Origin of the sequence: Carnobacterium sp. TMP28, from assembly GCF_047553015.1 — a bacterium.
GTDB lineage: Bacteria > Bacillota > Bacilli > Lactobacillales > Carnobacteriaceae > Carnobacterium_A.
In genome coordinates this window covers 2001935-2026826 of the sequence record NZ_CP180212.1, presented here as the reverse complement: position 1 = coordinate 2026826, position 24892 = coordinate 2001935, and the positions used below count along the sequence as shown (strand labels likewise).

Here is a 24892-nt window from a genome sequence, read left to right as displayed (position 1 = left end):
TTTGTGTACGCTGCATATGTCAAACGTAACGGAAGCTTATTATGGGCTCCTGGTATTTTGTACTTTTTTGCTATTTGTTTTAATTGGTATCTTTATTCCAAATTATTTAATAAATTAAGTGAAAAAAATTGAAAAATATACATGAAATCTTATAGAGTCGTGTATCGAGAACCTTTTAATAGCAGGGTTATATTTATCTATAATATATATGAGTTTATCTAAATATCTTTAACATTAATGGTTTATCTGCTAACTCGTATTCTATCAAAAAATATAAGTTAGCAGATAAACCAACAGCGTTACATATTAAGTAATCCAATTATGTTGTCATATGATTCTGGTGTTATTTTCCATATACCATTGTAAGGCTGTTCGATATAATTGTTATCTCTTTTTTTGTATAGGTAGGCTACACTAGCTCCACCATCAAAAAAATAAAATTTTATTTTTATATAATGATTTACATTTGTTGGTGTGTCATTATGAGATTCTTTATTTGTTTTTTTAGAACCTAATTGAATACTTTTAATAATATGATTAATTTCTTTATCATTTGAAATTATAGTGGGAACTTTTTCGTTTTCTATATTTTTTGATAGGCTGATATTCTTTACATCAGATTCAATAGGTAAAGCAACCGGTTCTTTTTTACACCCGAACAAATTTAAACTCAATAGTAAAATTAAAATAGACATTTTTATAAGTTTACTCATTGTAAAACTCCTTTAAATCAAGTATTTAAAACGTGTGTATAGTTAATTACTTCATCTTACTACAATTCACTACAATACATGAAATTAGATAGAATCATGTATGCCGAACCTTACTAAATTAAGGTTCTTTTTTTATTTTTATTGGTAAATCTAAGGGGATTAATCATAAAAAAGAAAAAAATTAATTTTTAGAAAGAATAAGGATAGTGAAAATAATTAAAATAAGGACAAATGAGAATGTAAACCAAAAAATATTTTTTGTATATAATTTATCATATCGTATGTTTTCGATTATGGAAATTAAGTTCAAACAAAAAATAATGCCCCATAAAGGTATGGAAAATACTCCTATAATGCTAAGAATAGAAAAAAACATCGTAACAACTCCTTAAAATTAAAGCTGAAAAGCATATAAATACTCACTTACTCTCTTTTTTAATAATAATAACATATACATAAATAGGAATTGTTTCATACATGAAATTCTATAGATTCGTGTATAAAGAACCTTATTAAAACTAAGCTTTTTTTCTGTTTTATTAGTAAAGCAACAATAAATAAACAAAAAAAGTAAAAAAAATTAGAAAGAATAAAAATCATTAAAAAAAGGAAAATGTAAACAAAAAATAATGCCAGTAAAGGCATAGGATGGGTTGTCCAACTAAGTGTAGCCTGTCCATAGGCTTCTGGTGAATGGCAATAAAATGTTGTTTTTAGGGTTTTGACGTCACCTTTTTAACTAATATTCATCTGTTTCTTCTCTTTTTTAAAACCAATTATTTTTACTAAATTTAATACAATAATCTTTCAAATGTAAAAAATATTTTATAAACAATTAAAAAAACAGTTTATAAACAATTAAAAAAACAGTTTATAAACAATTAAAAAAACAGTTGTCGTAAAATAATTAAGTAACTGTTATAATTAAATAAGGTTTTTAAATATAACTTAATAAAAAAATAAAAAGATAAGATAATGAATAGAATAATATAATTTCTATACGTAAATTTATTGTAAGATTTCTATTATTGAGTGGCTCTATGTACATTAAGGTTGTATTCTTGTAATTTATTAATTTAAGTTACTAAATATTAATCATTAATGTATATCATTACATAGTATCATGTGAAGAATTGAATATAGAAACAATGACACTATCTGAATCAAAAAAAGATATACAAATATGTTAAATATAATTCGTTATAAAAATTACTACATATTAAAGATAAATCTTTAAGCAATTGTGACTGAAGTTCATTATTTAAATAACCAAAGAAAAATTGAGTATATCTTAGATATATTTAAAAATGATATAAATTGTAAAATCATTAAGGAATGAGTTATTTAGAACGTATTAAATTGAAAGTTAAAGTCCTAAGTATTAATTTTACACTCCAAATGAATATCTATACAGTCAGTAGACAATTGCAGTGAAAAAATGTAGATGATCCTTTGGAGTATAAAGGGTATACAGAAAATAACTAAGAATTAACTCGGGAGTTATTTTTAAAAATGATAGAGATGAAGTTTATGACTATCCTATAGTAATCATTAAATGTTTAAATTATATAAGAATAAGTGGAAATAATAGCTAAATATACAGTTAAGTTTTAAAAAATGATAGGAGTTGTATCTATGAAGAAAATGGTTTGGTTAGCGTTGGTAAGTACGTTGCTATTAGCAGGATGCGGAAATAAAGGGAAAGAAGGCGTTCGCAGTCAAGCTGAATTAAATATGGCCGCGGAAGAACAAAGAAATCTACAAATAAAAAACGACCAAAAGGAAGGGAAAGAGTTAGAACAAAAACAAAAGGAAGATGAAGAAGCGGAAAAAGAAAAGAAAGAAATAGAAAAACAAAACTTTAAGCGGTGGGGAGGCTCATATATCAGCCAAAAGGCATTAGATGTAGCGAATAGAGATGGTTGGACTGTTACAAGCACAGATGCTTCAAAATTAGCTGGTATGTATCATGGACAAACACGTGATTTACGAAATGAATCGACAGTTCAAGGATATGATGCAGATATGCTACCTGAAGAGTTTAGAAAATACAAAAACTACATTCTCTCAATAGAAGACAGCGGTCTTTATACGATCTTTGAATATTCATTAATGGATGTTAAGAAGAATGAAGGGGAGTTACGTGGTTCTGAGGTTGTTTATACAACTTCAAATGGCGAAATCAAAACGGATTACAGAGAGTTAAAAGATGAAGAACAATCTAAGCTAATCTACTTCAAAGACAACAAAGAAATGCAAATGATAGAAGGAAAAGTCATTAAAAATAATTCGATTCGTGTTCAATCTGGTTACATCGACAAGGAGTATGGTAAGAATAAACTGATGTCATATGATATGACTAACATGATTGTATCTTTAGACATTGATGGAAACTACTTCTTAAATGATGCTGTAAACTTGAAAGAAGGACAACCCGACTTGCCTGGTGGAAACTATTATTATGGGAATGCAAAGACTCATAAGATAGATATTCAAACAGAGAACTTGACTAAAGAAGGGGATAATTTAATCTTTAATGTTGACAGGACGCTATCTTCAGAACCAGAATTCACTGATTACGAATTTGAACCCTTTAGCGAAAAAGATTTGAAAGAATTTTTGGGTATTGAAAAAAATTCACTTCCGAGTTCTTCGCAAATAATGATGACGTTAAACAATGATTTCAACGAACGTAAAGCAAAAGAAAAAGAAGATCGCATGTACTTCGAAGATCCAAACGAAATGGTTCAAACATCAGGTATTCCAATTGTTGAAGCAGATAGTAATGGAAAGGATTATGTGGGTTACACAAAAGATAATGAAGAAATAACTCCTGACATAGCATTTACAACATCGTATGGTGACGTTTTTGGTTACTTTGATCATTACCGTATGAAACTGGAAGATGGGAAATACTATTAATATTATAATGTTCTTTTTAATTTTTATTTCTGTGTCAGAGTGGAGAAAGTGTATCGACGATGTTTTTAGTTATCACATGTCAATTAGGAGAGAAAAAAATGAGGCGATTAATAATAGTAGGTTTAACTAGTATGATGTTAGTAGCATGCGCAAACAATGATAAACAAAGTGATATAAGTACAAGTCAATCTTCAACAGAAAGCATACCATTAAGTTCAAATTTAGTTATTTCCAAAAGTAATGAAAAAAACAAAAGAGGTTCAATTTCTGAAACAAATGTTTCCTTGGAATCAGAAAATAAGAGTAATCATAGTGTTGATATTTCAGGAAAACGTGAAGCAGCCTTTAATGCAGTAAATAAATTCTTAACAGTCATGTTAAATGAAAAATCTATAAATTATACTGATGATGAAATTCGTCGAGAACGTCGTGAAACATTAGAACCATTTGTAACAAATGAGCTATTAAAAAGCTTGGAACCGACTGATGAAGAATTGAAAGAACAAGGTTTTCCATTACCTACTAAAGATTCAGAATATGATTCAACGATATCGCCTGTCTCAAATTTAATGGAAGTAGAATATAAATTGGAAAGAAGGAATATTTATATTGATGAGCAATCATTAAATACAAAGACAGTAAATATCCTTGCTGATGCTTTTTATAATTTTAAAACAGATATGGAAGGAAGTATTGATACCTTTGACGAACTTCGTACTTACACTTTTAACATTGAAAAACAAGATGATAATTGGATTATCAGCGAATACGAAGTAATTAGTGATAAATCCATAAAAAAAGAAAATTAGTATAGAGAGTAATATTAGGTAACATTTTAATATAGGGAGAGAAAAGGCGTGAAAAAAGTAAGCATAACCATTTTGGTAGTGATATTCTTATTTACTATTAGTTTAGGTAAGGTAACAAACAATAAGATTTATCAATCTACTGCAAATACTAGAGTTTTTGCAGCAGATAAGATTGATGAAAAAACTAAAAAAGCTAAATTAATTCATATTACAGTAGATAATTTTCTTCAATCTTTTATTAATCAAGATAATAGTTTATCAAATGAAGAAGGTTATCAAAAATATCGAGAAAGTGTAGCAATCTATGTTAGTAAAGATATATTAAGCGGAATCCTTCCAACACAAGAGGAATTAGAAGGTATGGATACTGATTATATAGTAGACTCTGCTGATAAATATATATATGATTACGAGTCCTCTAAAGAATTAACTGAAAGAAAGATTTACATCGACTATGAAACTCTTGATAGAAAGACTGTTAATGCGACTGCTTATGTAACAAGTCTACAGAATTATTCTGGTATGGAAACAGAGTTACGTTTTCGTTATTACTTCGAACTTGAAGAAAAAAAAGGGAAATGGATAGTTACTTACTTAACTTATGAACAATTAAGTTAAATAACCATAATATGATAGTTAATGATAATTTTGTCAATATGATTTAATAAATAATATGATATAGAGAAAGGGATATTACAGATGGAGCAGAACAAACAAAAAATTAAAAATTTTTGGGAACTTTCAGGTTCTCTAAGTAAAAAAAATTATTTTATGCCAATGGCAGTTTTATCTTTGTTAATTTGGAGCTTTATGTTTCTTTTTTCATTCATTTCTTTCTTCACAGATGTTCCAAGTGGTGGGTTTTTAGGTGTCATTAATTATTATATTAATGGAACTATTATGCATTTCATTATACTTATCTGGATTTACATAAATTTTCGTTTCTACCCATGGGTAGCTATTATGTTAAGTCAATTACCTTTTTTTAACCGTTTTTTTAAAATAAATCAATCTTTTTTAGATTCACTTTTAGCTGGATATCATCAATCGAAAAGCAATGTTGACAGACTAATGCCAAGTATTAAAATACAAGAACACAGGATAAATTATAGAACTGGCAGTATAAATAATTCAAGAAGTTATTCGAATTCACCTGCTAGAGTAATGGAGCTTGTTGGGCAACTTCTTTTAAATTATATTCTTATTCCGTATCTTAAATTTATGTTCGTGTGGCTACTATTTGCTTTCAGTTTTATATTAGGATTATTTGCAATTCCATTTGTTATGAAAAAAATTGATTAGAATTTAATTATGGTTCATATCTATTAAATTCTCAACATTTAAAACAACTTCTCCAATATGTGTTTTCTCATTTAAATCAATCATCTCAGTCAAATCCTTTTATTTCCTTTATGCTTACTTTTAATAAGTATAAAGGAATGAGAGTCAGTGTACAAGAAGAATAGCTAATAAAATCAATAAATCTCAACTAATTACCTGAAGTTAGCAAAGAGACTATGATTGTTTAAAAGAAAAAACATGGATAAAAACTTACGAAATGCAATTATATGTGAAATGATGGTTTTTAATAATGGATCATTTTTTTAGTTCATATTGGTAGATGTTTTGAGGAATATTTATCATAACAAGTATTTTAATCACATTAAACTTAATAAAAGTAATTAGTTTTAAGAAAAATCGACTATTTAACTTTAGATTAGTCGATTTGATGCTTTCTTTAGGAATAGAATTTTTACTAATTTCTGCTTATTTATTTCTGGAGTATTATACGATCAATTAACTTAGCTTCAGACAGCCTACTACTTGTATTAACTTTTCATTCAGGAATTATATTTAAATAACATTGATAAATCGAGATCCTGAATACATGATTCTCTATAAAATCGTGTGTCAGGAATTCTTTACCCAAAGGATTATTTTTTTATGTCTGCCCTCAATAGACAATTACGCTTTAACCAGCGTTGTAATCGTCTATTCTTTTTTGTTAAAATAGATGGTTAAAAAGCTTTTTTTATTGTCTATCTGTTTAGTTCAGTAAAGTCAATCTTCTAGAGTTGACTTATAATTAGTTAGTTCTTTTAATTTTTTAAAGGAAAACATGACTCTTTGAGTACCTTGTTCTCTTACCCTAGAACAAATAGTAAAGAACCGATCTATTTTTTTAGAAGTAACATTTCTAAAACCTAACGTATTCATTTGATTACTTACGTTTATAATGTCATACATAAATGAATCTTCTTTTTTATTCAGACAAAAAATACTCTTTACTAGTTTACAACACGGTATAGGGCGCGACAAAATTTATTTTAATTGATTGTGTAAGAAATATGCAAAAAACAGAATAGATTTCTTTTTTTAATGCAGTAAAATTTATTCAAAAAAGAACCAACATACTTTAATTTGTATGTTGGTTCTTTTTGTTGATTAGACGAGTGTTTAACGTAAATTCTCATATAAAGCAGTCATCCACAAATCAAAGTTCTCTTGTTCTTCGTACTGCATAACATCATACATTTCAGAACTAACAACTTGAAATTGTGCTTTAAAAGCTTCTAAATCAAACTCTTCCATAGCTAAGTCTCTTTTAACACGACTAAATATTTTAGCAAAATCTTTGCTGCTGTAGCCAATATCTCTTCTTTTCAATACAAGTGGAAGACCTTTTCTTGTAATACCCATTGCTGTTGCAGCGTTGAAAGCAGCTTCTTTAACAGCGAAAACGCGATCACTTGATGCAAGTTTGGTTAAGATGTACCGTGATTTTTGACAATCGTATTTTGCTAACTCATGAACAGCAGCTAGTCTAAGTTCCCAATCATCTTTTGTCATAGCTTGTATTTTTAACTCTTCAATAGTTGTTGGTTCTGCTTGAATAATTTTCATAAATGCGTTGCCTCTTTCTGTTTCTTTCTTACTACCCATATTATAGGGTTCGATTTACTATTACAAGGTTATTTCGATTAAATACAGGATTTCTATAATGTTTCATACACACATAACCCGCAGGCACCTAGAGCGCCGTTTATTGGCTGATAAGGCTTAAAAATTCGCTTTGTAGGACTTTGAAGATCCAATAAAGAAGTATTGTCCTCAATGGATTGATTTAAATAGGCCGCTAGTTCAGGATCGCTGAATAGTTCGCTATGAATATAGACAACATCTGAATCCATCATCATCAACATATTATTAATGGCGATAGAAAAATAATGAATAGCTTGATTGATTATAGTACTCACACCTTCATCACCTAGTCGATAAGCTTTGATAAGTGTATCGATAGAGAGTTGTTCTTTTTCAGGAACCAATTGCTTAAGAAACGTGTGTGGTGTATTTTCATAAAGTAGTTTTGCTTTATTGATCATCCAGGATTCACTGGTGTATGTTTGAAGACAGCCACGCTTGCCACACTCACACACTTCACCATTGGGGTTAATGACTGTATGACCAATTTCACCAATTAAAGAATTACGATCGGCATATACTTCTCCATTATATAGATAAGTAGAGAACATTCCACGACGAACATGTAGAAAAATAAAATTTTGATCTTGTTTATCTTCTCCAAATAATCGTTCTGCGATAGCCATACATTTCACATTATTTTTTAAATAAATAGGAAGTTCAATGGATTCTCGAATGTGTTTAAAAGAAAAGTCTTTCCAGAATGGATTATTTGTTTTAATGCTCTCATTAATGGAATCATAATGTCCAGGAACAGCAATGCCGATAGCTGCTGGTTTGTAGTCTTCACATTGAGTGATAAATTGAGTCAATTCATCTAAAAATAAAGTATCAGTAACTGTTTTTTTTGTTTCCCAGCTAGTGTAAGTGAGGATGTGCTCCTTGATAAGGGTTCCAAGATTATCACTCAAACAAAAAGATAAAAACTTATCAGATAGTTCGACACCAATGTAATAACTATAGCCAGGTGAAATAGTTAATAGAATTTTTTTACGACCGGGTTTGTTAGTTGATTCATCTTCACCTAATTCATGAATGTACTTTTCTGAGATAAGATTAGTTGTTATCTCACTTATTGTAGCAGGTGTGATTGCTAGTTTTTTTGATAAATCAATTCTCGAAATAGGTCCAGTAGCATAAATCTTATCTAAAATCTTTGTTTTTTGTATGCCTTGTTTTTTTGGTAAATACATAGAAATAGCCTCTTTCTTCGTTGTTTCATAAATAAGTTAGTCATTCGTTGTTTAACTATATAATAGCAGCTTTTACTTTTTCATAGTAGCTAAGGATAATAAGTACAGTATACCTTATTAATTATTTTTTGTAACGATTAAACAACTTAATTCATAATAACCTAATTAGTTGTTTACAAAATAATAAGAATAAGATATACTTTATTTAATAACTAAATAGTAACAATTAATCAAATGATAGGGTTTACAACAAACTAGTTAGTTATAAAAGATAATTAATAGGAGGGTTATTTATGTCCGAGTCAAATAGTTTTATTGAAAAGAAGTTGATGCCGATTGCATCAAAACTAAGTGCGAACAAATACTTAACAGCTATACGTGATGGGATTACGTTAGCAATGCCATTAATCATAATAGGATCAATTTTTATGGTTATCGCGAGTTTTCCAGTTAAGGGTTGGGAGATTTGGTTAGGAGAAGTTGGCGTTTCTGGTTATTTATGGAAAGGCGTCGATAGTAGTTTTGGTTTAATTGGTCTGGTTGCAAGTTTTGGGATTGCTCAAAGTTTAGCTAGCCAGTACAAAGTAGATGGTGTTGCTGCTGGTATTATTTCAATGGCATCATTTGTTATGGTCACACCATTTGTTGCAGGTGAAACAGGAGCAGGTTTAACTGTTCGTTACCTTGGTGCTAGTGGTTTGTTTGTTGCTATTGTATTAGGATTGTTTACTGCATTTATTTATCAATGGTTTATTAACCATAATATTCAAATTAAAATGCCAGAAAGTGTTCCACCAGCTGTGGCAAGAAGCTTTAGTGCGATTATCCCTGGTGCAGTCATTATTACATTTTGGTTAATTGCTTACGCTATTCTAGATATGGTGTCTTGGCCTAACTTGCATGAACTTGCGCAAGTTGTTTTAGGTGGACCTCTTGGGTTATTAGGAAATAATATTTTTGGTACAGTGATTGTTGCTGGTTTAAATAGTTTGTTATGGTTTATTGGTATCCACGGTGGAAACGTTGTTAACTCTATCATGCAACCAATCTGGATTGCTAATTTAGCTGAAAATACTGCAGCTTATCAAGCAGGAACAGAATTAAAAAATATCATTACCGTTGCATTTATGGACAACTTTGTTTATATGGGTGGTGGTGGTGCAACAATTGGATTGGTATTGGTACTTGGTTACATCGCTCGTAAAAAACACACAAGTAAACAAACAAAGATATTGGCTCCAATAACTGTTGTACCAGGTTTATTCAATATTAATGAACCTACTATGTTTGGTGTTCCCGTTGTTTTAAACTTTGCTTTATTGATTCCATTTATTCTTGCACCAGCTGTTAATGCGATTGTCGCTTATACGGCAATGGCAACTGGGTTAGTTCCTTTAACAAGAGTCGTTGCATCTTGGACAATGCCACCTATCCTCAGTGGATTTTTAACAACAGGTAGTGTAAATGGATCAATCTTACAAATCGTATTAATTGTACTAGATATTCTTATTTATCTGCCATTCTTCCTAGCTGTTGAAAAACGTTTTAAAGCACAAGAAGAAAACGAGTCATTGTATTAAAAATGGAAAGGAAGTCATTAATAATGGTTAAACGCTTAATTAGTGCGAATGCTACAGAAATCTTAGCGATGAGTGCAAAAGAATTAAAACAAAGTATCAAAGCAAGTGAAGGACGTGTCATTCTATCAGAAAACGTAGCACCACGTGAGTCATTCATTGGTGACATTACCAATTCAGAAATAGCACGTGCGTTTGGAGCGGATTTGATTCTTTTAAATGGAATTGACGTATTAAATCCAGTTATTTTTGCTATTGGAGAGTACGAGGGATCATTTGTTGATCGATTGCACGAATTAGTTGGTCGTCCAATTGGCGCTAATCTAGAACCCGTTGATAGTTCTGCAGATATGCTTGAACAGCGAGAAGAAATTGCTGTAGGTAGACAAGCAACTGTTCAGACGCTAAAAGAAATCGAAAAATTAGGTTTAGATTTTGTCTGTTTCACTGGTAATCCAGGAACAGGCGTAACAAATGCGGCAATTCTAGAAACAGTTAAAAACGCTAAAAAATATTATTCAGGACTGATTATTGCAGGGAAAATGCATGGTGCAGGAGTTGATGAAGCAGTAGCTGATCTTGCGGTTATTAAAGAGTTAATTGCTGCTGGAGCAGATATTATTCTGACTCCATCAATTGGAACCGTACCTGGTTTTGATAAAGAAGAATTAAAGCAAGCTGTTAAACTAGCTCATAAAGAAGGAGCTCTAGTTATGACGGCCATCGGAACAAGTCAAGAAGGTTCTGACGCAGATACGATTAAGTATATGGCGATACAAAATAAGATGTGTGGTGTAGATATTCAACACATCGGTGATGCAGGATACGGTGGTCTTGCTCCTGTTGAAAACATTTTTGCAATGAGCAAAGCAATTCGTGGACAACGTCATACAGTCTCAATGATTTCTCGTTCAATTAACCGTTAATATTTTGATGAAAAGTTTCATTAAAGATAAGCTTCTAACTATCGGGTTAGAAGCTTATCTTTTTTTATATTTCAGCCTAATTTTCATTAAACAGAGTTAGGTTAAGACTTATTTCTAGCACTTTGTAGTTGATAAAGAGAGCTAATGTCGTAATTTTAAGTAAACGCTTCGATGGTACTTTTTTATAAGAAAGGTTAGAATAAAGACAAGAGACTAGATTAAAAAGAAAAATGAGGAGTTGATTTAATGGACGCAGTCGTTTTAGCTAGTTACATTAAAGAAATAAGAACAATCAAAAAAATTGAGTGGACAAAAGATGAAGATGAAGAGGAGTCATTAGAGGTGAGTCAATTCTCCTATCCTGAATACCCTGCTGTAATAGAGGGATTATTTAACTATTTAGATCAACAGTCATTTTACGATGTCAATTATTTAGATAATATGGAAAAAATCCAAGAGAAAGATCTCTCTTTATTTACGAAAGAGGAAGTGAAAAGTTATTTGACCTCATTAAAAAGAGAAGAACGTTACGGTGATGGAGTCATTGCTGAAGCGATTGAATCAGGCTTATTTTTGGAAGCGTTAGTAAGATTAGAAGAGATACTTCAAAAAGAAAAAATAGAAAAAGAGGAGACTAAGTATGACAAAAAATGAGGAAAAAGAAGTAACATCTAAAAGACGTGATGAGCTAATCGCGGTACTTAAACAGCGCTTTGATGAGAATAATAGTCGTCATAGCGAGCTTAAATGGGAACAGATAGAAAAAAGATTGGCTGAGGGTGGTAAAAAACTTTGGTCTCTTAGTCAGATGGAAGAAACTGGTGGTGAACCAGACGTTATTGGTTACGATGAAAAAGAAGATGCTTATCTCTTTTGTGATTGTTCACAAGAAAGTCCAAAAGGCCGTCGATCAGTTTGCTACGACTTAGAAGGATTGGAATCGAGAAAAAATAATCAGCCAGAAAAAAATGCTGTTGGTATGGCTGCAGAAATGGGAATAGAACTGTTATCAGTCGAACAATACAAAACATTACAGGATAAAAGTGATTTTGATACAAAAACATCTAGTTGGGTAAAAACACCTATTGCTATTAGAAAATTAGGTGGCGCTCTTTTTTGTGATTACCGCTTTGGACAGGTTTTTCTATACCATAATGGAGCTGGCTCCTATTACGCTGGTCGAGGATTTCGAGGGATAGTGAGAGTATAAGTTCATTTTTTGAAAGGGAGGAGATAAAATGTGATGAAGATAAAACAAGGCTATGAGAGGATAAAGAAAAGTATCTGGCTTTACCCGGTCGCTTATAGTGTATTCGCTTTACTATTAGCAGCTATCGTCGTTTTATTAGATAATGGGTATTTATTTGATATGAGACCTTATTTACCTGAATTGTTATTAACGAGTGCAAGTTTAGCTAAGTCTGTTTTAGGTGTTGTTTCAAGTGCATTCATTACAATCACGACCTTTACTTTTTCAACGACAATGGTTGTTTTGAGTATCTACATGAGTGAGTTTTCTCCACGAGTAGTTGAAAATTTTCTAGCAGATGAGCGCACGATGAAATCTTTTGGGATTTTCGTAAGTGGATTTATCTATAGTATTACTTGTATGCTGTTTATCCGTGAAGAATATTTAACAAAACCCATTCTTGCTGGGACAATCGGAGTTATTTATATTATCTTTGGTTTATTTAATTTTATCTTATTTATTAATAGTGTGGGCAAATACATTCAAGCTAGTAATTTAATTGATCGTTTATACGCTCAAGCGCAAGAGGTTATTTCTATTTATAAAGAAGAAATGAGCGAATATGAAATTGTTTCAAAAGCAGGTGTAGAAAGCCAAAATCTGGGTTTTCCGATTAGGGTTAAGGCAAATGGGTACGTTCAAATAGTCGATTATGATCGATTATTTGAAGTAGCAAAAAAACACCAAGTAACGATTCGTTTTAATCGAATGACAGGACAATTTGTGACAAATGAAATCGTTATTGGTGATTTGCTAGTTATTCCAGAAGATATAGATGGTCAAAGAGTAGCAGAAGAAATACGCGAGCATTATTTGATTGGGATGCGTCGTTCAGAAGAACAAGATTTTAATTTTTCTATTCAAAAGATAGTAGAAGTTGCCTTAAGAGCACTATCCCCGGGAACTAACGATCCTAATACAGCTATTTTTTGTATTAATAGTTTAGGTCTATTACTAGGACAATTGTGTTCGTTAAAAGAAGGATACGTTGTGATGAAAGAAGAAGATTCAAAAGGAAAAATTTATCGTGAAACCTATGACTTAGATAGGATGCTACGTGATACTTTTCTTCAAATCGTTCACTATGGACAGGGGGATGTTTATGTGATGTTAGCTGTTTTTCAAGCTTATCGTCACATGACAAATGAAGCGAAATTTACTAATAGAGAAGTCATTAAAGAACAAGCGCATTATCTTTTTGATCGTTTATTAAAAACAGTCCATGATTCTTTAGAGAGAAAATTAATTATAGAAGCTTATGAAGAAATTCTTGAATCAGAAGGCAAGTTTTAAATACAAAGACTGTGTGAGGATTGTGTTTAGCAAAAAAGAAGAAACAAGTCTGACTAATCTACTGATTAGAGTGCTTGTTTCTTCTTTTTTAAATCGTTCTGCTATCGTATGCCCAATGAAGAAGCGTTTGTCTTTGTTTTTTTCTACAACTTTGATCTTTATCTTCACAATTTTTTTTGATCGCACCGGCATGCCTCTTAATGGCTTTCCATCGTTTGATTTGGATTTGATCTTCTTCAGGTAGTCTACGACCATAATAATAACGACAATACCATTGGAACCAACCGCGCGGATCTTCTGAATGAATCCAACCTTTTTCTTGCCAAGCTTTTAGGGGCATGGAGGCATCAACTTGATAATAGTTTAAAGAAATATCGGCTTTTTTTGGAGATAACTTAGCATGTTCAAACCAATCTTCTGGAAATTCATCCTTGCAATCTGTCATGTATTTTCCACCAAAAACACCTAGTTCTAAAAGTTCTTTTGGAGAAAGTTCCGGTTTAAATTCGGCATCAAAATTTTCACCAGGTTCTTCAGATAGTTCGTATTCACTTTGTTGCATCTTATCATTAACCGTAACGATTTTTTTCATGGTAGTCTCCTTTCATTGAATGAATTTAAAAGAGCCATGCTCAAATGATGCACTAGCGTCTCTTCCTATGATGTAAGTCTACCTTATTTACACAAGATGGTACAAGAAAAGAATCAGCGTTTAGTAAAATAGGAAACAAAAAGAGAAAATAAAGACAATATTTTTTAATCAAAGAAGAAGCATTAAGAAACTGGCCTAGTCGTTTAAGTGTCTTATTTTTGCCATTATTCTTGATTAAAAAATTGTTTAATCAAGCTGATAATAAAGAAATTCAATAAAAATAGTAGTATGATAGAAGAAGACAAGATAAATTTAGTAAGTCAGGAAGTGTTGAAAAAATGAAGCCAACGATAACATATGAAGAAATAGTAGCCGCTAAAAAAAATAAAACAATTGGCTTTGTGGATGTTCGTAGTCCTAAAGAACATAGCTTTTCCACGATTCCAGGAGCAGTAAACATTCCTGTTTTAGATGATGAAACACGTGCAACGGTAGGAACTTTGTACGTCAATGGACAAGTAGAAGAAGCCAAGCAATACGGTGTAGATTGGGCAGCGAGTCAGCTTCCTAGTATGTATACTCATTACCAAAAGTTATTAGGTCAATACGATGAATTAGTTATTTTTTGTAGCCGAGGTGGCATGCGGTCTAATTCTATTTTTTCATTACTAAAAGCAATGGGATTACCAGTAAGTAGATTAAGTGGTGGATATAAAGCTTACCGCCACTATATTAATGAGCATCTAGATACTGAACTAACAAAGGCAGCATTTGTGACTCTTTACGGCCTTTCAGGTAGTGGGAAAACAGAGATTTTGAAAGAACTCTCGAGAAAAGGAGCCAATATTTTAGATTTAGAAGGTTGTGCTAATCACAGAGGGTCTATGTTAGGCAGTATTGGATTATCTGAACCTCATTCTCAAAAAGCATTCGAGAGTTTACTTTTTGAAGCTAGTCAAGGATGGAAAGAGGGAGAGGTAGTTTTTACTGAAGGAGAAAGCAAACGGATTGGAAATGTTGTGATTCCTTCAAGTCTATTTTCTGCAATTAAGGAAGGGAAAAAATTCTATATTGATGCGCCTCTAGAATTACGAGTTGCCCAGATTCATCGCGACTATGTAAAAGAAGACAATCAAAAAGAGTTGTCTGATTCCTTAGGAGCTTTAAAAGCCTTTATTAATGAGGAGCGAGTTCACTTATTTCAAGAGCAAGTCATGAGTGGCGATGTAGATTTAGTCATAGAAAGCTTATTGGTGTCTTATTATGATCCACGTTACAATCACCATAAATCGCAACGAGATTTAACACTGGTTAGTCTAGACGCTGTAGAAACGGCAGACAGAATACTAGAATGGCAAAAAGAAAGTGAGCAAAAATAAATGATGGAAAATCAATGGTTAGATGGATTATTTATCTGCGGTGGCTGTAATGCAAAAATCGGTCCTGGAGATTTAAGTAGTATCTTAGAAACATTACCCAAACAAGAGGATAAGCATTTATTAGTCGGATTTGACTCTGCAGATGATGCAGCAGTCTATCAACTGACCGAAGAACTAGCGATGATTCAAACGATGGATTTTTTCCCTGCAATGGTTAGTGATCCTCGATTATTTGGTCAGATTGCAGCAGCAAACGCAATGAGTGATATTTTTGCAATGGGTGGAGAAGTGCTAACAGCGATGAATATGGTTTGTTGGCCAGAAGAAAAATCTTTAACCATCCTAGCTGAAATACTAGCTGGTGGACAAGAGAAAGTAAAAGAAGCAGGTGGTATTCTAGTTGGTGGTCATTCTATTCATGATTCTCTGCCAAAATATGGTTTATCTGTATCAGGAAAGGTCCATCCTGATAACATTTACAGAAACGATACATGTGAACTAGGCGATAGCTTAATTCTTACTAAACCATTAGGAACAGGGATTGTGACAACCGCTTATAGTGCCGGTGAAATGGGTGAAGAAGAATTTCAAGCAGCAGCTGCTTCGATGACGTTATTGAATGTGTATGCGTCGACGATTTTGAAAAAATATACGGTACACAGTTGTACGGATGTAACAGGTTTTGGCTTGTTGGGGCATTTGAATGAAATGTTAACAGATCAATTTAGTTGTGTACTAGAAAGCTCAGCGACACCTATTTTAAAAGGAGCTTATAAAGGGGCTCAGGAATTTTTGATAACAGCTGGTGGACAAAGAAATCGGAATGCACTAAGTTCCGATGTAAAATTTGAGTTTGATGATTACGCTTTAGAGGAACTATTTTTTGATCCCCAAACTTCAGGTGGCTTATTGGTTAGCGTACCAACAGCTCAAGCCAATGATTTGCTGCTTGAATTACAGGCAGAAGGCTTAACTAGTGGGATAATCGGTGTTGTTACAGAGCGCTCTGATTATAAAATGACTATCTATTAAACTAGATTAAAAAGATGAAAGAAGGGTAAAAAACGATGCACGAAATAAATGCTTTAGAACAGGCTTGTCCGATGCCAGTAATCTTAACGAAAAGAGCTATGAAAGAATTTTTGAATGAAGACTTAATTGTTTTAGTAGACAATAAAATTGCTACACAAAATCTAAAAAAAATGGCGGATCAATTAGGATTTAAAACAACAATAGAACAAACTAGCGCTTCTTCTTATAGTGTCCAATTATCAAAAGAACGAGGAGAAAAGAGTTCAATCAACAAAGTCAGTAAACAACAACCGATTGTATTGAAAAAAGAAATGGAATCAAAACAACAACCGTATATTGTGAGTATCCATTCTGAATTCATTGGCACTGGCTCAAAAGACTTAGGCAAAACGTTAATGAAAAGTTTTTTCTTTTCTTTATCTGAACAAGAACAATTGCCCGATAAGATTCTTTTTTATAATGGTGGGGCCAAATTAACTGCCCAAGGTTCACCAGTTTTACAAGATTTACAAGCCATGGCAAGTGATGGAGTAGAAATTTTGACTTGCGGTATTTGTGTCGAATTTTTTGAACTTGAAGACCAGCTTATGGTTGGTGAAGCAACAAATATGTACCGTATTGTCGAGTTGCAAAGCCAATATAAAACGGTCTCCCCATGATCAATCGCAAGCACTATGGGATTCTTGTTTTTGAGAGTTCCTCAGCTGCCTCGCAAGCAGAAATCAAGATAACAGAAAAGAACTGGACTTGTCGCTTGATTCCCATTCCTGAACAACTTTCAGCAGGCTGTGGTTTGGTCTTGCAACTTTCAATGGATGATGTAAAAGAGATCAAAGCGTTTATTACAAAAGAAGCGATTAGTTGTGAAGGGATTTATGAAGTAATAGTCTCAAAAGAACGGAAAAAAACCGTTTCCTCTTGGAAACAATAAGGGTTAGGAGGCAATAATGGATTATTTTGATAACGGTGCAACAACACTAATCAAGCCGCCTCAAGTAGCAGACGCTGTATACCAGGCTATTCAAAGCCAAACAATCGGAAATCCGGCTCGTGGCAGCCATGCACCAGCACTACAAGCTTTACGTCAAGCCGAGCAAACACGCATAAAAATCGCCCAATTGTTTCATGCACAAGATGCTAGTCAAATAAGTTTTACCTCGAATGCGACGATGGCTTTCAATCTGCTTTTAAAAAGTGTATTAAATCCAACAGATGCAGTTATCACAACAAAAAATGAGCACAATTCTGTATTGCGACCACTTTATCAACTAGAAAAAGAAGGTCTACAACTTGATTTTCTTGAACTAGATGAAAAGGGACAAGTACGGCTAGATCAATTGGAACAGTTGACGAAAAAAAATACTAAAGCGATTGTTATCAATCACATGTCTAATGTTACAGGCCAAATAACGGATTTGAAAAAAGTTGGCGCCTATTGTCGAGAAAAGAATATTTTGCTCATTGTTGATGCTGCGCAAAGTGCTGGTGTGGTACCAATTGACATGGTTGAGATGCAGATTGATGGGTTGTGTTTTACTGGTCACAAAAGCCTTTACGGGCCTCAAGGAACAGGCGGAATCGTTTTAAATCAGCCTAACTTTCATTTGAAAACAGTATTTAGTGGAGGAAGTGGCAGCCATTCTTATGACAAAGAAATGCCACAACAGATGCCAGGTCTCTTCGAACCAGGAACGTTAAACGTACATGGTTTGGCAGGTTTAGAAGCAGGCTTAGATTATGTCGCAGAGCTATCGGTAGAATCGATTCAAAAACAATTACAAGAACTGACACTTTTTTTTCTTGAAGAAGTTTCTATCATTTCAGGGATAAAAATCTATGGGTGTAATCTAAAAAGCTTAAAAGAAAATCCAGAGCAACACGGCGCAGTTATTAGTTTAAATTTAGCAGGTTGGAGTTCAGGAGATCTAGCGGATGTCTTGTATGAAGAATATGACATTTGCGTTCGCTCAGGCGCCCATTGTGCCCCACTCGTTCATGAACATTATCACACAATCGAAAGTGGAATGGTTCGCTTTAGTTTTTCTAGCTTCAATACAAAAGCAGAAATAAATAGAGCTATTGAAGCTTTAACAGAGTTAGCTTTAGAAAAATAGAGAGAAGATGGTAAATAAACCATCTTCTCTCTATTTTTTTGCTGAAGAAAAAAAATAGAGAAAGATTAACTAACATTTGTCATATAATTTCCCAATATTTTATAACTATAGTTATGAAGTATGCTATAATCATACTCACTAGTGTTGCATAAACATAGCTTGATTAACCTCATTTCTTATTTTTCTGAAAAAAGGCAAAAAAAGGGAATGCTTACGCGAAAGATGACTATTTCCAGAAAATTTTGCTTATTCAACTGATTCCATTACCAACGGACACCCTTTCTTTAAGGATCTAAGTCGGTATCAAAAGATTAAACCATTCTTCTGCCGGTTGAAATAACAGATAACGAAAAAATCGTTTGATTTGGAAAACAGACTGGTTACTTTTTGTTTTTAACTTAATCAAATAGGTTAATAAACTGGCAATCATGGCTAAAATCAGCTGATTGACAACTCCTTTTTCACTTCTTGAAAAAAACTTTTTAATCGTCATATGTTGTTTAATATGCTTGAAGAACAGCTCTATTTGCCAACGTGCTTTATACATTTCTGCAATGTCAGTAGAGGAGCAGTCAAAACGATTGGTAATAAACTGGAGAGTTTTCCCCTTTTTATCTTGAACGGTTACTAAACGAAATCTGGACGTTAGATGGTTCTGAGCACCTAATGCGACCATTTGGTCGCTGATAACGGACTCACTCTTAGAAGCTACTAAGGGTTCTAAAACATGAACTTTTGTATTCTTTTTGATTCTTGTCACAAAGAAGTAGCCCTGCGAGTGCATCGTATCTAATCGTTCAAAATCAAGGTAACCGCGATCAAACACATAAGTCGCTTCAGGTTGATTAACCAATACTTCTAACTGATTTGTATCGTGCTCGACGGCGTTAGTTAGTGTAAATTCATCTGGGTAAAGATGGTCATTATCCATAAAGCAGAGCTTTAAGTGAAGCTTAACTCCTGATGTTGTTTTACGAAAATCAGCCCATTGATAAAGATTTTGGTTAAGTGAAAACGTCGAAGAATCAATTAGATAGAGACTATTTCGTTTCGTTACGGGCCTTTTATTTTTAGCCTGACTAACTAGCTGACTAAAAATAGCTAAAAGAATCTCTGAATCTATTTTTGATAGAGTTCTAGAAAGCTGGGAATAACTGATACTAGTCATGCCCATTTCTTTTTGAAGTTCTTTCGAAACAAAAGCCGCATTCATCTCTCTAAGACTTTCTTTTTCGTCATTGATTCCATGAAGAAAAAGTTGAAGAGCTTGAGAGAAACTAAGTTTCTTATGATATTTATCAAAGTCAACAATCTTTTTTTGAATAGAGCTTGGTAAAAAATCTAGCTTAATCGAAGAAAACCATTTATTAAAAGCAGAATTTGTTTTATACTTATCCATGAGTTTGGTCCTTTTTATTGGTCTTGGATGAGTCATCTGAGTTCAGTATAAAGGACTTTTTTGCATATTGGAATAATATAAACAAATTTGTGAAACATACAATGTTTCATGCAACACTAGTGAATCATACTATTAAATAAGAATTTTGGAGGAGAAAGAGTGAAAAAGAAAGTCGTATTTTTATTTTTCGTATTATTTACTATATTAAGTGCTAAACCGGTATCAGCTTTGGAATCAGTCCCAAATTCAACTTTTAATCAAGATGGTTTTGAAGTGAAAGTGGAGACGACCAAAGATAACTATAAGAAGAATGAGAGTGTCGATCTAAATTTAACTATCAAAAATAACAATAATTTTTCAATTAATAATATAACTATAAGTAGCCTTATACCAGATACATTAAAATTGAAAGAAGCAATTCCTGATATTGTAATAAAAGAATTAAAACCTAACGAAACGTATTCACTTTCTAATCCAATTACTATGAAATTTTCTTCATCAGATTTAGAGAATAATGATGAGACGATTGGAAAAAACCCAGCATTAGACAATAATGGTGAAACGATTGGGAAAAATCCAGTATTAGAAAATAACAGCGTTACTATCGGGAAAGATTCAATAGTAGTCAAACCAAAAAATGATTCAAAAGATAAAACAAATTCTACTGATATCATAACAAATTTATCTGAAAGAAATAATCAATTAATACATACAAAAAAGAAACAATCAGACTTATTAGCATATCAAGATACCGATAAGTTAATCAATTTAAATAGTACTAACGATAGAGGAAATACATCATCAAAAATAGATCTTCCTACAGAAATCCCTTCCAAATCAATTTCTAAAAGTATAGATACTGAAGAAAATATAAAAGAAAAGGCTAGCAAAAGTGAGGTTCAGTCAGAGAATGCTAATGGAGAAAATAAAAATAAATTAATTAAAGTAGTCGTTGTATTTGTTTCATTTATTGTTGTTACGGGGGGAATTGTTTACTTCGTTTATAATAAAAAAACGCGAAAAGTTATTATTGTATTATTAGCTACGTCAACTGCATTAGCTCAAACGGGCATACTCACAGTAAAAGCAGTTGAGAATGAAAAAAAATCCTTTAATAGCTATAAAGAAGTATCTATTGAAAATATAAAACATAAAATAGGGTTTAAAGTTGAATACGATAAACCTAAAGAACAGCCTGAAGGAGAGTTAGATTCAGCTATTATCATACAAGTTAACGAATCAACTAATGACGAAGTCATAGAAGTAAGAACAGTAAAAACATCGTTGTCAGGACTTGTTAATTCGAACGATAACATAGATAAAGTAATAGCGACTTATTATTCTAATGTAGATGAAAAAGTAAAGAACATTAAAGTAACTGGTCTTTCTAACTGGTCGATTAATGATATCCCTCTAGAAATAGGAACTAACTTTATCACTTTAACTGCATACACGAAGACGGGCAGTTTTAATCAAAAAGAAGTAAGGATTAATCGACTAAGTACAACTCTTGAGCTAGCAGATAATGTTGTGCCAGTTGATCCAAAAACTGAACAAGGGTTGAAAAAAATCGAGAGTATCAGTAGTAATATTTTAGAGTATTGGACTTCAGATAATGGAACTCCTGAAGATACTTCAGATGATATGCTAAATTTACTTGTGAAAAATGAAAGCCCGATTTTGAAAGATATAACGAGCAACAAAATTAAAGTAGGAGATATACTCTATATACCAGCAAATGAATATTTTTTTAGTGGGCTAAGTTTATTGTATGAGTCTCATGATGATGAAGACAATGCGTATGGGTATAATCCTGAAGATACTGAAGTAATTCACATGTACCAAGCAACGCTATCCGACTTGATAGAAGGAGGAATTAGTATTTCAGCTGATTCTATTGACTATAGCGATCCAGTAGATTATATTATTGCTCCTGAAAATGCAGTAGTTAAAATAGGAAATGACTCCATGGTTATTCCATCAGAAGATGCTAATGGTAGAAGTGTTTTATCCAAAAATAGCCATTCAGAAGATAGTTTAAGTTCAGTTTTTAATCCTCAATTTGCTCTAGATGAAAATGATAATGGCAACTTAAACATATCAATGAAAATAGAAGATTTTATCTTAGCTGATGAAGATGGCGACGAAGAAACAAAGAAAGATCAGGTATCCTATTCTGGAGAACTCTCTTATTCTAACTACAATGTTGATTTTAATGTTGAAAGAAAATCATTTATTGGTTTACCAGATCAAGTCAAATCTGGAACCAGTCATGTTTATAGTAAAAATCATACACTAAAATTGCCAGAGATTTCTTTAGACAATGATGACTACATGAAGGAAATAGCAAAAAAATATAGTTTGAATCCTAGACAAATTAAATTTGGTAATTTTTCTTCGATGGGATTAGATATGGATAATACTATCGTACTAGGAGCGATTGGGTTAAATCTTATCACAGGTGTAGTGACAACTCAAGATGGAGTATTTAATAGCATACTTGATGCAAATGCTGTAGCTTTATTTTTATTAGATGTTAATGGAGAAATGAAAGTATCTATTTCACTTCAAGAAAATGAGAATTCATATATTGAAAAAGGGGTTAACGTTCAAAAAGATGGATTCGTAGGCAGCCATGGTACAGTGAAAGAAAATAAAGGAACAAAAAATAGTCAACAAGGTGAGTATTGGGTTCAAACAAGTAATATTGAAGCAAAATCAAGTGCTGAAAAAGATCAACCTCCTTCTCTTGAAAAAATTATATCTATAGATGGTGAAGGTGAGATAGGAGTAAAAGTATCAGCTGGATTGGGGGTTACTGTATCGGGAACATTGCCAATAGCTTTAAGGGCGGGAATTGATACAAGAATTAAAGGTGATTACCAAGGGAAGCTGTCATTATCACATATGAATGTTGATTATACAGGAACTGGATCTTTAGAAATGGGTATTTATGCAGAGGAAAGATTCGATATTGCGCTAGGTGTCAAAGCAACTATTGGACCTTTCGAACAAAAATTATGGTCAAAAACTATTTTGAGTAGCGAAGAATCTGGAAATTTTGAAGGAACTATTTACACAAAAGATTTTGATCAAGATATATCAAATAATCAAACACTTTCAAGTGCAAAGTTAACTTTAGAAGCATATGATAATTTTGCTAAACCAAGGTACGAGGTAGTAACAAATGAGCAAGGTGAGTTTATATTCGAGAGTCTTCCAATAGGTAAATACAAACTAACGATTCAACATGCAAACCACGAGCAGTATGTAATAGAAGAATTTGATTTTAAAAATAATGTGGTAGAGAATTATTATCTAGATAAAGAATCAAATCCCATCAAGCTAGAAGGAAGAATAACGATAGCAGATGCAGACTTAAATAATGAAAATAACGTTCCACTTACAAATGTGGATGTATCTTTACAAAAAAAATTCCCTTCTGACAATAAAAATATAACTGTTAAAACAAATGAGAATGGACAGTACTTATTCTCAAACTTAACACCAGGTGTTTATGAAATAAAAATGAATAAAGAAGGTTTTCTTGAAACGAAAAGTATGGTAGTTGTAGGGCTTACAGAAACAACCGAAGTATCTAATCATATGATGGAAGCTATTTCTATTAATGATGCTGGAACTGGAACTATAAGTGGAAAACTTATAGATACCTTTACAGGTGGACAAGCTCTGGGAGATTTTAGACTAGCATTTCATGAAGGATATAATTATAAAAATGCAGAAACTATAAAAGAAATAACTACTGTTTCAGGGAAATATGTAGTAGATTTACCCGCAGGAATCTATACAGTCTATGCAACACCATTATCATCAAATGAAATTAATTATCAAGCAGATACGTTCTTTGTCAAAGTTTTAGGGAATAAGACTATTGAAGAACAAAATGGGAAGGTAACGCCAGTTTTAGAAAAAGATCAGATTCGAGTAGTATTAACCTGGGGTGAAACACCAAATGATTTAGATTCACATTTAACAGCTGAGTTAGATAGTCAAGAACAGTTCCAGATTAGTTATAGAGATAAGAATAAAAAAATTAATGAAAATGCCTATTATAAACTAGATGTAGATGATACAAGTCAATTTGGACCAGAAACAACAACGTTAAGTTCACCTGTAGATGGTAAATATACTTTCTCAGTTTTCAACTATACAGATAATAGCAATCAAGAATTAAAAAATTCAGGAGCAATGGTAAAAGTCTATTTCTCTGAGCAAATTACGCCATTCGTCTTTTATGTTCCTAATTTAGATGGTAATGCATGGGATGTATTTGAATATAATATTACTGAGGATACTTTTAAGGTGTTGAATAAAGTTTATGTAACTTCATCAAGAGAAGTTGGCCCGATAGTAAATTATCAAAATGCTCGTGTACTATTAAATCAATCTGAAGACATAAAAGAAAAAACAGATGAAATAAATTCTGAAAACATAAGCGAATAAAGTAGTAACTAGTAAAGAAGATAAGATGGATCATTTTTAATGTTTATATTTTCGAGAAACCTTTCATATATTTTGTGAAAGGTTTTTTCTTTTCTATTAGTTTACCGTAATTAATTTCAAAAATTATTAGCTATACAATAAGTGTACTTAGTCATTAAATGCTATTCTTATCAAAAAAGGTCGCTTTTAATTCACTTAAGCATACTATCTACGTCAAACAGATATAGTTTAAACTATTTACTAAATGA

General features: G+C 32.2%; 20 protein-coding genes. 15 read left to right on the top strand and 5 right to left on the bottom strand.

Going from position 1 to position 24892, the window contains the following annotated elements; all coding sequences use genetic code 11:
- Positions 1-299: 299 nt before the first annotated feature.
- Positions 300-713, bottom strand: a complete 414-nt coding sequence (locus ACMHYH_RS09660; protein WP_414839193.1) for a DUF5301 domain-containing protein — start codon at positions 711-713, stop codon at positions 300-302.
- Positions 714-2348: 1635 nt separating this feature from the next.
- Between ACMHYH_RS09660 and ACMHYH_RS09655 the strand changes: the two genes are divergently transcribed.
- The 4 genes from ACMHYH_RS09655 to ACMHYH_RS09640 all read left to right on the top strand — a co-directional run bounded on the left by ACMHYH_RS09655 (position 2349) and on the right by ACMHYH_RS09640 (position 5746).
- Positions 2349-3635, top strand: a complete 1287-nt coding sequence (locus ACMHYH_RS09655; protein WP_414839192.1) for a lipoprotein — start codon at positions 2349-2351, stop codon at positions 3633-3635.
- A gap of 98 nt (positions 3636-3733) precedes the next feature.
- Positions 3734-4444: a hypothetical protein gene (locus ACMHYH_RS09650; RefSeq protein WP_414839191.1), complete on the top strand. Its 711-nt coding sequence runs from the start codon at positions 3734-3736 to the stop codon at positions 4442-4444.
- Between the two features lie 78 nt (positions 4445-4522).
- Entirely contained in the window at positions 4523-5062 is a 540-nt protein-coding gene (locus ACMHYH_RS09645; RefSeq protein WP_414839190.1) for a hypothetical protein, read from the top strand.
- An 81-nt stretch (positions 5063-5143) separates the two neighbouring features.
- Positions 5144-5746 (top strand): hypothetical protein, encoded by a 603-nt coding sequence (locus ACMHYH_RS09640; RefSeq protein ID WP_414839189.1) that lies wholly within the window; start codon positions 5144-5146, stop codon positions 5744-5746.
- A gap of 1155 nt (positions 5747-6901) precedes the next feature.
- Here the strand turns inward: ACMHYH_RS09640 and ACMHYH_RS09635 are convergent.
- Complete coding sequence (locus ACMHYH_RS09635) at positions 6902-7387, bottom strand: HEAT repeat domain-containing protein (protein ID WP_414839188.1); 486 nt, start codon at positions 7385-7387, stop codon at positions 6902-6904.
- A 53-nt stretch (positions 7388-7440) separates the two neighbouring features.
- Positions 7441-8619 (bottom strand): ROK family transcriptional regulator, encoded by a 1179-nt coding sequence (locus ACMHYH_RS09630; RefSeq protein WP_414839187.1) that lies wholly within the window; start codon positions 8617-8619, stop codon positions 7441-7443.
- A 293-nt stretch (positions 8620-8912) separates the two neighbouring features.
- Here ACMHYH_RS09630 and ACMHYH_RS09625 point away from each other — a divergent pair, with 293 nt between their 5' ends.
- The 5 genes from ACMHYH_RS09625 (at position 8913) to ACMHYH_RS09605 (ending at position 13664) form a co-directional block, all read left to right on the top strand.
- Positions 8913-10199: a PTS sugar transporter subunit IIC gene (locus tag ACMHYH_RS09625; RefSeq protein ID WP_414839186.1), complete on the top strand. Its 1287-nt coding sequence runs from the start codon at positions 8913-8915 to the stop codon at positions 10197-10199.
- A 23-nt stretch (positions 10200-10222) separates the two neighbouring features.
- Positions 10223-11122, top strand: a complete 900-nt coding sequence (locus ACMHYH_RS09620; protein WP_414839185.1) for a haloacid dehalogenase-like hydrolase — start codon at positions 10223-10225, stop codon at positions 11120-11122.
- A gap of 246 nt (positions 11123-11368) precedes the next feature.
- Complete coding sequence (locus ACMHYH_RS09615) at positions 11369-11776, top strand: DUF6508 domain-containing protein (RefSeq protein WP_414839184.1); 408 nt, start codon at positions 11369-11371, stop codon at positions 11774-11776.
- Positions 11763-12332: a DUF4256 domain-containing protein gene (locus tag ACMHYH_RS09610; protein ID WP_414839183.1), complete on the top strand. Its 570-nt coding sequence runs from the start codon at positions 11763-11765 to the stop codon at positions 12330-12332. The genes ACMHYH_RS09615 and ACMHYH_RS09610 overlap by 14 nt, the downstream gene beginning before the upstream one ends.
- Positions 12333-12365: 33 nt before the next feature.
- Complete coding sequence (locus ACMHYH_RS09605; RefSeq protein ID WP_414839182.1) at positions 12366-13664, top strand: DUF2254 domain-containing protein; 1299 nt, start codon at positions 12366-12368, stop codon at positions 13662-13664.
- An 88-nt stretch (positions 13665-13752) separates the two neighbouring features.
- On the opposite strand, the gene ACMHYH_RS09600 is transcribed toward ACMHYH_RS09605, so the two are convergent.
- Positions 13753-14256, bottom strand: coding sequence for a hypothetical protein (locus ACMHYH_RS09600; protein WP_414839181.1), 504 nt, complete (start codon positions 14254-14256; stop codon positions 13753-13755).
- Positions 14257-14594: 338 nt separating this feature from the next.
- Here ACMHYH_RS09600 and mnmH point away from each other — a divergent pair, with 338 nt between their 5' ends.
- From mnmH to ACMHYH_RS09575, 5 genes are read left to right on the top strand one after another with little or no spacing between them, the layout of a single operon-like run.
- The gene (gene mnmH, locus ACMHYH_RS09595; protein WP_414839180.1) at positions 14595-15635 is read left to right on the top strand and encodes a tRNA 2-selenouridine(34) synthase MnmH; all 1041 of its coding nucleotides are present in this window, start codon (positions 14595-14597) and stop codon (positions 15633-15635) included.
- A gap of 3 nt (positions 15636-15638) precedes the next feature.
- The gene (gene selD, locus ACMHYH_RS09590) at positions 15639-16667 is read left to right on the top strand and encodes a selenide, water dikinase SelD (protein ID WP_414840384.1); all 1029 of its coding nucleotides are present in this window, start codon (positions 15639-15641) and stop codon (positions 16665-16667) included.
- Between the two features lie 35 nt (positions 16668-16702).
- Positions 16703-17326 (top strand): sulfurtransferase-like selenium metabolism protein YedF, encoded by a 624-nt coding sequence (gene yedF / locus ACMHYH_RS09585; RefSeq protein WP_414839179.1) that lies wholly within the window; start codon positions 16703-16705, stop codon positions 17324-17326.
- Positions 17323-17598 (top strand): DUF3343 domain-containing protein, encoded by a 276-nt coding sequence (locus tag ACMHYH_RS09580; protein WP_414839178.1) that lies wholly within the window; start codon positions 17323-17325, stop codon positions 17596-17598. The genes yedF and ACMHYH_RS09580 overlap by 4 nt, the downstream gene beginning before the upstream one ends.
- Positions 17599-17614: 16 nt before the next feature.
- A complete protein-coding gene (locus ACMHYH_RS09575; RefSeq protein WP_414839177.1) occupies positions 17615-18781 on the top strand; it encodes an aminotransferase class V-fold PLP-dependent enzyme in 1167 nt (388 codons plus the stop codon).
- Between the two features lie 292 nt (positions 18782-19073).
- On the opposite strand, the gene ACMHYH_RS09570 is transcribed toward ACMHYH_RS09575, so the two are convergent.
- Positions 19074-20180 carry an IS4 family transposase gene (locus tag ACMHYH_RS09570; protein WP_414838910.1) on the bottom strand — a complete coding sequence of 369 codons (1107 nt, stop codon included), beginning with the start codon at positions 20178-20180 and terminating at the stop codon, positions 19074-19076.
- A gap of 159 nt (positions 20181-20339) precedes the next feature.
- Here ACMHYH_RS09570 and ACMHYH_RS09565 point away from each other — a divergent pair, with 159 nt between their 5' ends.
- Complete coding sequence (locus ACMHYH_RS09565; RefSeq protein ID WP_414839176.1) at positions 20340-24644, top strand: carboxypeptidase regulatory-like domain-containing protein; 4305 nt, start codon at positions 20340-20342, stop codon at positions 24642-24644.
- Positions 24645-24892: the final 248 nt, after the last annotated feature.

Coding starts and splice junctions, on each gene's coding strand:
- ACMHYH_RS09655 (WP_414839192.1), top strand. CDS start 2,349: ATGAAGAAAATGGTTTGGTTAGCGTTGGTAAGTACGTTGCTATTAGCA.
- ACMHYH_RS09650 (WP_414839191.1), top strand. CDS start 3,734: ATGAGGCGATTAATAATAGTAGGTTTAACTAGTATGATGTTAGTAGCA.
- yedF (WP_414839179.1), top strand. CDS start 16,703: ATGCACGAAATAAATGCTTTAGAACAGGCTTGTCCGATGCCAGTAATC.
- ACMHYH_RS09640 (WP_414839189.1), top strand. CDS start 5,144: ATGGAGCAGAACAAACAAAAAATTAAAAATTTTTGGGAACTTTCAGGT.
- ACMHYH_RS09570 (WP_414838910.1), bottom strand. CDS start 20,180: ATGGATAAGTATAAAACAAATTCTGCTTTTAATAAATGGTTTTCTTCG.
- ACMHYH_RS09600 (WP_414839181.1), bottom strand. CDS start 14,256: ATGAAAAAAATCGTTACGGTTAATGATAAGATGCAACAAAGTGAATAC.
- ACMHYH_RS09625 (WP_414839186.1), top strand. CDS start 8,913: ATGTCCGAGTCAAATAGTTTTATTGAAAAGAAGTTGATGCCGATTGCA.
- ACMHYH_RS09605 (WP_414839182.1), top strand. CDS start 12,366: ATGAAGATAAAACAAGGCTATGAGAGGATAAAGAAAAGTATCTGGCTT.
- selD (WP_414840384.1), top strand. CDS start 15,639: ATGGAAAATCAATGGTTAGATGGATTATTTATCTGCGGTGGCTGTAAT.
- ACMHYH_RS09620 (WP_414839185.1), top strand. CDS start 10,223: ATGGTTAAACGCTTAATTAGTGCGAATGCTACAGAAATCTTAGCGATG.
- ACMHYH_RS09630 (WP_414839187.1), bottom strand. CDS start 8,619: ATGTATTTACCAAAAAAACAAGGCATACAAAAAACAAAGATTTTAGAT.
- ACMHYH_RS09580 (WP_414839178.1), top strand. CDS start 17,323: ATGATCAATCGCAAGCACTATGGGATTCTTGTTTTTGAGAGTTCCTCA.
- ACMHYH_RS09610 (WP_414839183.1), top strand. CDS start 11,763: ATGACAAAAAATGAGGAAAAAGAAGTAACATCTAAAAGACGTGATGAG.
- ACMHYH_RS09660 (WP_414839193.1), bottom strand. CDS start 713: ATGAGTAAACTTATAAAAATGTCTATTTTAATTTTACTATTGAGTTTA.
- mnmH (WP_414839180.1), top strand. CDS start 14,595: ATGAAGCCAACGATAACATATGAAGAAATAGTAGCCGCTAAAAAAAAT.
- ACMHYH_RS09615 (WP_414839184.1), top strand. CDS start 11,369: ATGGACGCAGTCGTTTTAGCTAGTTACATTAAAGAAATAAGAACAATC.
- ACMHYH_RS09635 (WP_414839188.1), bottom strand. CDS start 7,387: ATGGGTAGTAAGAAAGAAACAGAAAGAGGCAACGCATTTATGAAAATT.
- ACMHYH_RS09575 (WP_414839177.1), top strand. CDS start 17,615: ATGGATTATTTTGATAACGGTGCAACAACACTAATCAAGCCGCCTCAA.